Annotated in this window: 7 protein-coding genes; 4 read left to right on the top strand and 3 right to left on the bottom strand. The window is 63.7% G+C overall.

What is annotated here, in order from left to right:
- Nucleotides 1-2,681: ribonuclease E/G (locus tag ACHWRX_RS06730; RefSeq protein WP_394658618.1), on the top strand; the 2,681-nt coding region annotated here is incomplete at its 5' end.
- Nucleotides 2,682-2,740: 59 nt separating this feature from the next.
- On the opposite strand, the gene ACHWRX_RS06725 is transcribed toward ACHWRX_RS06730, so the two are convergent.
- Both ACHWRX_RS06725 and ACHWRX_RS06720 read right to left on the bottom strand, forming a co-directional pair.
- A complete protein-coding gene (locus ACHWRX_RS06725; protein WP_394658617.1) occupies nt 2,741-3,889 on the bottom strand; it encodes an acyltransferase family protein in 1,149 nt (382 codons plus the stop codon).
- Nucleotides 3,890-3,978: 89 nt separating this feature from the next.
- On the bottom strand, nt 3,979-4,698 hold the full coding sequence (locus tag ACHWRX_RS06720) for an SDR family NAD(P)-dependent oxidoreductase (RefSeq protein ID WP_394658616.1): 720 nt from the start codon (nt 4,696-4,698) through the stop codon (nt 3,979-3,981).
- 193 nt (nt 4,699-4,891) lie between these two features.
- On the opposite strand from ACHWRX_RS06720, the gene ACHWRX_RS06715 reads away from it, so the two are divergent.
- The 3 genes from ACHWRX_RS06715 to zapE are packed head-to-tail and all read left to right on the top strand — an operon-like array spanning nt 4,892 to nt 7,291.
- Complete coding sequence (locus ACHWRX_RS06715) at nt 4,892-5,674, top strand: succinate dehydrogenase iron-sulfur subunit (protein WP_058735987.1); 783 nt, start codon at nt 4,892-4,894, stop codon at nt 5,672-5,674.
- Between the two features lie 46 nt (nt 5,675-5,720).
- Complete coding sequence (locus tag ACHWRX_RS06710; protein WP_394658615.1) at nt 5,721-6,179, top strand: PaaI family thioesterase; 459 nt, start codon at nt 5,721-5,723, stop codon at nt 6,177-6,179.
- The gene (gene zapE, locus ACHWRX_RS06705; RefSeq protein ID WP_394658614.1) at nt 6,176-7,291 is read left to right on the top strand and encodes a cell division protein ZapE; all 1,116 of its coding nucleotides are present in this window, start codon (nt 6,176-6,178) and stop codon (nt 7,289-7,291) included. Before ACHWRX_RS06710 ends, zapE begins: the two co-directional genes overlap by 4 nt.
- A 350-nt stretch (nt 7,292-7,641) precedes the next feature.
- On the opposite strand, the gene ACHWRX_RS06700 is transcribed toward zapE, so the two are convergent.
- A partial coding sequence (locus ACHWRX_RS06700; protein WP_394658613.1) for an EAL domain-containing protein occupies nt 7,642-8,186 on the bottom strand: 545 nt, incomplete at its 5' end.

Here is an 8,186-nt window from a genome sequence, read left to right as displayed (position 1 = left end):
ACTTCGAGTCGGCCGACCGGAAGCAGATAAAGGGCAATATCTATCTCGCGAAAGTCACGCGGGTAGAACCGTCGCTGCAGGCGGCGTTCGTCGATTTCGGCGGCAATCGCCATGGCTTCCTGGCCTTCAGCGAAATCCATCCTGACTACTACCAGATCCCCAAGGAAGACCGTGAGGCGCTGCTGGCCGAAGAAGCCGCGCACGCCGAGGAAGAAGCCGCGCTGCGCGCCAGCGAATCCGACGATGAGGACGATCACGGCTCCGACGATCATGACGAGTTCGGCGATGGCGGTGTGACCGAGGTTGACACGTCCGAGAAGGACGAAGTCGCCACGATCGAGGACGGCGAGGAAGACGGCGGCGACGAGGACGATTCGGACCACGATACGGCTGAGGAAGGCTCTTCTGACGAGCGCTCGCACCGTCGCGGCCGGGGCCGTCGCCAGGGCCAGGGCCGCAACGGCGGCGGTGGCCGCTCCAAGGAAGCGGACGAGCTGCGCGCCAAGCGCATGGCGCTGCGCCGCCGCTACAAGATCCAGGATGTGATCCAGCGCCGCCAGGTGCTGTTGGTGCAGGTCGTCAAGGAAGAGCGCGGCAACAAGGGCGCGGCGCTGACCACCTACCTCAGCCTGGCCGGTCGCTACTGCGTGCTGATGCCCAATTCCAGCCACGGCGGCGGTATCAGCCGCAAGATCAGCTCGTCCAGCGATCGCAAGCGCCTAAAGTCGATCATCGCGGAGTTGGACCTGCCCCGCTCCATGGGCTGCATCGTGCGCACCGCCGGCCTGCAGCGCACCAAGACCGAGATCAAGCGTGACTTCGATTACCTCGCCCGCTTGTGGGACGAGCTTCGCGAAACGACGATGCGGTCCAGCGCCCCGGCGCTGATCCACTCGGACAGCGATCTGATCAAGCGCGCCATCCGCGACATCTACAACCGCGATATAGAAGAGATCGTGGTCGAGGGTGAGGACGGTTATCGCGCCGCCAAGGACTTCATGAAGCTGCTGATGCCCACGCACGGGCGCAAGGTGAAGCCTTACTCCGACCCGGTTCCCCTGTTCCAGCGCTATGGTGCCGAGGATCAGCTGACCGCGATGTACGATCCGGTCGTGCAGCTGCGCTCGGGTGGCTACATCGTCATCAACCCGACCGAGGCGCTGGTTTCGATCGACATCAACTCGGGCCGCTCCACCAAGGAGTACGGCATCGAGGCGACGGCGGTGAACACCAACCTCGAAGCCGCGCATGAGATCGCCCGCCAGTTGCGCTTGCGCGACATGGCCGGCCTGGTCGTGATTGACTTCATCGACATGGAGTACGGATCCAACGTCCGTAAGGTCGAAAAAGCGATGAAGGACGCGCTGCGCAACGATCGCGCGCGCATCCAGGTGGGCCGCATCTCCAGCTTCGGCCTGATGGAAATGAGCCGCCAGCGCCTGCGCACCGGCGTTCTGGAAGCTACCACGCGCGGCTGCCCGCACTGCGACGGCACCGGCCTGGTCCGCACGGCCAGCTCCGCCGGTCTCTCGGCATTGCGCCTGATCGAGGACGAAGCGGCGAAGGGCCGCGGCATCGTGATCTCGCTGTTCGCCAGCAGCGAGGCGGCGATCTACCTCCTCAACGCCAAGCGCGCCGATCTGGGCGACATCGAGCATCGCTATGGCGTGTCTGTCGAAGTGATCCCCGAAGGCGAGAACGAAGGCGCGAAGATGCGCGTGATCTCGTCCGGCCCGCGCAACGAGTTCGTGCCGCGCTTCGATCCGATCGCCGAGGATGTCGAGGACGACTATCCGATCGAGGAGGAGGAGGAAGAGGAAGAAGCCGCCGAGGAGCAGGAACGCGAGCCGCGCGGCGAAGGTGACGATGGTGGCCGCCGCAAGCGCCGCAAGCGCCGCCGTGGCCGCAATCGTGACCGGGGTGACGAAAGCGCCGAGGGTGAAGCCGAAGCCGGTTCGGATGATGCGGACGCCGAGGAAGCCGAAAGCACCGAAGCAGGCGAAAGCGCCGAAGCTGCGGATGCCGCCGTCGCCGCGACCGATGCCGAAGCGTCCGAGGACGGTGATGGTCCGCGCAAGCGCCGCCGCCGTGGTGGTCGTCGCCGTCGTGGCGGTCGCGATCGCGCCGGTGACGAAGGCGAGACGCAAGAAGCCGCCGATGGCGAGGCTGAGGCCGAACCGGAGGCTGCCGAGGCTCCTGCCGCTGTCGAGGAAGCGCCGGTAGCGGTGGAAGCGCCTGTGGCGGCCGAGGCGGAAGCTCCCCCGGCCAAGCCCAAGCGCACTCGCCGCAAGAAGGCCGACATCGAGGCGGAGGCCGCTGCTGCGCAAGCTGCAAAGGAAGCTCCGGCCGCGCCTGCCGAGGCCGAGGCCGAAGCGCCTGCCAAGCCCAAGCGCACGCGTCGCAAGAAGGCTGACATCGAAGCTGAAGCCGCTGCTGCGCAAGCCGCGAAGGACGCCCCGGCTGCCGAAGCCGAGGCCGAAGCTCCGGCCAAGCCCAAGCGCACGCGCCGCACCAAGGCTGCTGTCGCTGCCGCCGCGCCGGTGGAGGTCGCCGCCGAGGCTGCCTCGCCCAAGCCAGCCGAGCCGCAGCAGGCCGACGCCGACGACGCGGCTTCGGGCGATATCGACGGTCCGGACGGCAAGCCACGCCGCGGGTGGTGGCAGCGCACGTTCGGCGCCTGACGCCGCCTTGAGCACTACGGAATGAACGCACCCCCTGGCTCACGTCGGGGGGTGTTTTCTTATGCGGGCTGCGGCTGGCGGGGCTTGAGCACGATACCGTCGAACAAAAGCGCCATGGAGCGCACGCGGGCAGTGGCGGACCACACCCCATAAGACAGCCCGAACGACATCGCCGTGATTCCCAGCGCCTTCAGCAGCGCCGGCACCGGCAGCGGCTGCGCCAGCCACACCAGCACCGCGATCAGCGGCAAGTGGAACAGGTAGATCACGAAAGACGCGTCGGTCAGCCGCCTAACCGCGGGCATCGGCCGATTGAGCAGCGTCGATGCCACCGCAATCAGCGCCTGCGTGATCGCCAGCGCCGCCATCGTGCCGATGAACCGTTCGGTCATGGGCATGACGTCCTTATGGACCATCAGCCAGAGCGTGGTCGCCCCCAGCCCGGCAACGGCCACCGGCCACGAGAACCGCTGCATTCGCTCCCGCATCATCGGCGCGCGGACCAGCAGGCAGCCCAGCAAGAACCACGGTGCGAACATGATCACCTCGTCCAGCCGCAGGATCTGCTGGGGCAGCATCGTCGCCAGGCCCGCCTTGTAGAACGCCTCCACCGCCAGCGCTTCCCAGGCGCCGACCAGCACGCCCAGCAGCGTCAATGTCAGCAGGAATCGCCGGGCGCATGCCGCGTCCCAGCGGGGTGGGACCAGGCCGTGGCGCACCCAGGGGAAGCGTCGTGCCAGCAAGGCGCTGGCGGTCGAAAAGTAGAGCAGGATCACGATGAACCACAAGTGCCGCACCCAATACCCGCCCGAGGTCAGCGAGTTTTCCCGCCATGAACGCAGCGCCTCCGGCCACGGCAGGTTCGAAAGCTCGCACGCCAGATTCATCAGCGGAATCAGCGTGACCAGGCAGGTCAGGAACGGCACTCCCAGCCGCATATAGCGGCCCTTCAGCCATGCCGTCGGCTGTCGCCGCGCCAGCAGCAGCAAGGCGAAGTAACCCGCGATCACGAAGAATGCCGGCATCCGGAACAAGTGGATCACCTCGGCAAATTCGGGAAATCCGGCAACACCCTCGCCCGAGTGGACGATGAAGTCCTGCCCCGGCTGGTAGGACAGCGCCACGTGATAAGGGATACCCAGCAGCATCAGGAACGCGCGCAGGCCGTCCCAGAAATGCTCACGCTGGTGGTCGTTCTGCGGTGCCATTCGCCTCCTCGTACACGGCATGGCCCGTGTATCGGTGTGCGAATGTGAACTCAGGATAGACGGTCCGGCTCCCACCGGCGGCATCAGCGTCAGAAAGGGATCGGCTCACCATCCCAGGCGAACACGTCGCCGCTCTGCACCGCCGTCAGGCCGTCGATCACCGACAGCAGGTTGGTGGCCGCCTGTTGCGGCGTGGTCAGTTGTCCCTCTGGCACGTTGCGCTGAAAAGGATGCGAAAGCGCGGTGTCCACGGTGCCGGGGTGCAGGCCGACCACGATCGCCTCCTTGTGCGTGCGCCGCAGCTCTATGGCGAAATTTCGCAGCAGCATGTTGAGCGCCGCCTTCGATGCCCGGTAGCTGTGCCACCCGCCCAGGCGGTTGTCGCCGATCGATCCGACGCGCGCCGACAGCGCCGCGAACACACCCCGGTGATCGCGCGGCAGCAACGGCAGCATGTGCTTGGCGATCACTGCGGGACCAATGGTGTTGACCGCCAACATCTGCGCCATGGCCGCAGGATCGATCGCTTTCAGGGACTTTTCCGGCCCTGCCCCGCCCTCGAACGCCAGGACGCCGGTGGCCACGATCACCAGGTCCGGCGGGTTGTCCGCCATGCCTTGCGCCGCATCCTGGATAGAGGCTTCGTCCAGCAAGTCGAAGCGGAACGGCCGCACCTTGGCGCCGCCATCCACCTGCCGGCGCGCGCCAGCGTGGACGATCGCGATATCGTCTCGCGCCGCAAGTTGCGACACCAGCGCCGCGCCGATTCCGCCGCTGGCTCCGAATACACAGGCCGTCTTCTTGGTCATATGGATGCGCTAACCGAGCCCGCTTCGGCAGAGAAGTGCCCGTAAGCTCATGCCGGGCGGGTATCCATTACCAACGCGATGCAATTGCCCTTGCAGAACATGCACCATCTCTACCCTTGCCCCCGCCCGAACTTTCGCTAGATGGAGGGACAATCGCGGTGAATGCCGCATTGCAAGATCACAGGAAACGTCGATGGCGCAGTTCACCCTCCCGGCCAACAGCAAGATCAAGAAGCGTGGCAACGTCCACAAGGCTGAGGGTGCGACGAAGGTCAAGAAATTCACCGTCTATCGCTATGATCCCGATAGCGGCGAAAATCCCCGGTACGATACGTTTGAGATCGACCTCGATAACTGCGGCCCGATGGTTCTGGACGCGCTCATCAAGATGAAGAGCGAGCAGGACCCAACGCTCACTTTCCGTCGTTCTTGCCGTGAAGGTATCTGCGGTTCGTGCGCAATGAACATGAACGGCCGCAATGGCCTGGCCTGCACCACCGCGATCGAAGACCTCAAGGGTGAAGTGCGCATCACGCCGCTGCCGCACATGGAAGTCATCAAGGACCTTGTTCCTGATTTCACGCACTTCTACGCGCAGTACGCCTCGATCCGCCCCTGGCTGCAGACGGTTTCCACCACGCCTTCGGGCAAGGAGCGGCTGCAGAGCCCGGAACAGCGTGAGAAGCTGGACGGCCTCTATGAGTGCATCCTGTGCGCCTGCTGCTCCACATCGTGCCCCAGCTACTGGTGGAATTCCGATAAGTTCCTCGGCCCGGCGATCCTGCTGCAGGCCTATCGCTGGCTGGCCGACAGCCGCGATGAAATGACGGGTGAGCGCCTGGACGAGCTGGAAGATCCCTTCCGCCTCTATCGCTGCCACACGATCATGAATTGCGCCAACGTGTGCCCCAAGGGTCTCAGCCCTGCGCGCGCCATCGCCGAGATCAAAAAGATGCAGGCGGAACGCCAGGTCTGATCTTGAGCCCGGTTCGCGACCGGCCAGGGCGAAAGACCATGGGGCGATGAGCGATTACCAGGGCTTCATTTGCGATCCCGTGCCGGATCATCCGGGCTGGCTGACCTGGTCGATCACCGACCCGGAGCTATTCAACGGGGCCGTCATGGGTCAGTTGATCGCCCGGACGGAAAGCGATCGGACGGTACGCGTCCGTATGCTGGAGACGGCGAGGCATCACGGAAACGCTCATGGCAATCTCCATGGCGGGGTCACGCTCTCACTGATCGACATCAGCTTCTTCGCCGCTGTTCATTTCCTCCTGAATGCCGATGCGGCCAGCGCAGTCACCCTTGATGTGAACACGCAGTTCGTCGGCGCCGCGCGGATCGGCATGCCGGTCGATGCCGTGTGCGAGGTGATGAAGGAGACCGGCCGGCTGGTGTTCCTGCGTGGCACCGTGGAACAGGACGGCGCCATGACCGCCAGCTTCATGGGCACCGTGCGCAAGCTGCCTCGGAAATGACCGGGGTCCTCGATCGATACGAGGCGCTGGTCGCGACGGGTGAACTGCGGGTGGACCCGGACCAGGCCGCCGCTGCCGAGCGCCTGGAACAACTGCAGCGCGAACTGGAAAAAGGCGATGCCGCGATCGGGCTGATCGGGCGACTGATGCGGCGCAAGGCGCAATCGCCGCGGGGCGTGTACATGTGGGGCGGCGTCGGCCGGGGCAAGTCGATGCTGATGGACTTGTTCCATCAGACCCTGGCCATCTCCGAGAAACGTCGCGTCCACTTCCATGCCTTCATGCTGGAAGTACACGCCCTGCTGCGCGAAGAGCGCAAGAAGGAAGCGGGCGACCCCATCCTCCCCGTCGCCGCTACGATCGGCCGCAACCTGCGCTGCCTCGCCTTTGACGAGATGGTGGTGAACAACTCCGCCGATGCGATGATCATGAGCAGGCTGTTCACCGCGCTGATCCGCGACGAGCAGGTGACGATCGTCACCACCTCGAACCGCGCGCCATCGCAGCTCTATAAAGACGGGCTCAATCGCGAGCACTTCCTGCCGTTCATAGCGCTGATCGAGGGCGATCTCGATATCATGACGCTGGATGGGCCGACCGACTATCGGCTGCAGCGATTGGGCGGCATGGACACCTGGCACACCCCCCTTGGCGATCCGGCGACCGAACAGACGCGCGAAGCGTTCTATCGCCTCACCGACTATCCGCCCGAAGATGCCGATCATGTGCCGTCCACCGACCTCGATCTGGGCGGTGGACGCAAGCTCCACGTTCCCAAGAGTTTGAAGGGCGTGGGCGTTTTCAGCTTCAAGCGCCTTTGTGGTGAACCGCGCGGTGCCGCCGACTACCTGGCAATTGCCCGCACGTACCACACGGTGATCATCGTCGGCATTCCCAAGATGGGCCCCGACATGCGCAACGAGGCCGCGCGCTTCGTGACGCTGATCGACGCTTTGTACGAAAATAAGGTGAAGCTGATCGCCGCCGCCGATGCCGAGCCGGAAGACCTTTACCAGGCGGGCAACGGCCGCTTTGAATTCGAGCGAACGGTAAGCCGGCTCAATGAAATGCAGAGTGCCGAGTATCTGGCGCTCGGCCACGGCGAAGACTGATTCGCACCATTTGATCCACATCGCTGAGACGAATCGCGGATAGAACCGCGATGAGCTGCGCGTGCCGACTATTGCGCTATCCAAAAACATTGAAGGCGCCTCGAGCTTACGCCCGCGACGCCCACCCGACACAGTTAAGTGTCAGAAATAGCTACGATCCTTTAGTTGTTGGGATCGCCGATGTTTTTCCTAGCTCTTCGACGTACAGCGCAACAACTCACTGATATCGAAGAGCTAGATCAGAAGTTCTGCCAGCCCCAGAACATGTTTCAGACCCCATGGTTTGCCACTCGCAGTTTTCTGCGATGGGCATAGGGTTACCAAAACCTTAAAGTAGCAGCAACGTTTAATTAACCAGAAGACCGGGTGCGCGTGTCCTGCAGTTGCGTGACAAAATCTCGAAATGGCACAGGTCTACCTACGTAGTATCCCTGAACTTGATCGCATTGTAGGCTTTTCAGCACGGCCATGGCCACTGCGGTTTCAACGCCTTCTGCGACAACTTCACGACCAAGCGAGTGCGCCATCTCAATGATCGACTGCACCAGCAAATGATCGCCAGTATTCGTATCCACATCGCGGATGAACACCTTGTCGATCTTCACCTCCGCTGCGGGCAGGTAGCGCAAGTAATCGATTGTGGCATTGCCGGTACCAAAGTCGTCAATGGACAAGCGCAGGCCCGCAGCAACCAACTCTTCCATCATCTGCAAGGTTTTAGCTGATCGATCGAGTCGATCGGTCTCGGTAATCTCCAGCGTCAGATGCCGTGCCGGCAGATCGTGAGCGGCCAAGGTCTCGGCGATCATCCTGGGCAGACGCGGGTTACGCAGCAGCTGCGCGGAGATGTTGACCGACACCGAGAAGTCATGACCGTCACGGACCAGGGTGGCAG

Origin of the sequence: uncultured Novosphingobium sp. (assembly GCF_964277725.1) — a bacterium.
GTDB classification, from domain to species: domain Bacteria; phylum Pseudomonadota; class Alphaproteobacteria; order Sphingomonadales; family Sphingomonadaceae; genus Novosphingobium; species Novosphingobium fluoreni.
This window is presented reverse-complemented; position numbering and strand designations above follow the sequence as displayed.

Coding starts and splice junctions, on each gene's coding strand:
- ACHWRX_RS06720 (WP_394658616.1), bottom strand. CDS start 4,698: ATGACCAAGAAGACGGCCTGTGTATTCGGAGCCAGCGGCGGAATCGGC.
- ACHWRX_RS06725 (WP_394658617.1), bottom strand. CDS start 3,889: ATGGCACCGCAGAACGACCACCAGCGTGAGCATTTCTGGGACGGCCTG.
- ACHWRX_RS06710 (WP_394658615.1), top strand. CDS start 5,721: ATGAGCGATTACCAGGGCTTCATTTGCGATCCCGTGCCGGATCATCCG.
- ACHWRX_RS06715 (WP_058735987.1), top strand. CDS start 4,892: ATGGCGCAGTTCACCCTCCCGGCCAACAGCAAGATCAAGAAGCGTGGC.
- zapE (WP_394658614.1), top strand. CDS start 6,176: ATGACCGGGGTCCTCGATCGATACGAGGCGCTGGTCGCGACGGGTGAA.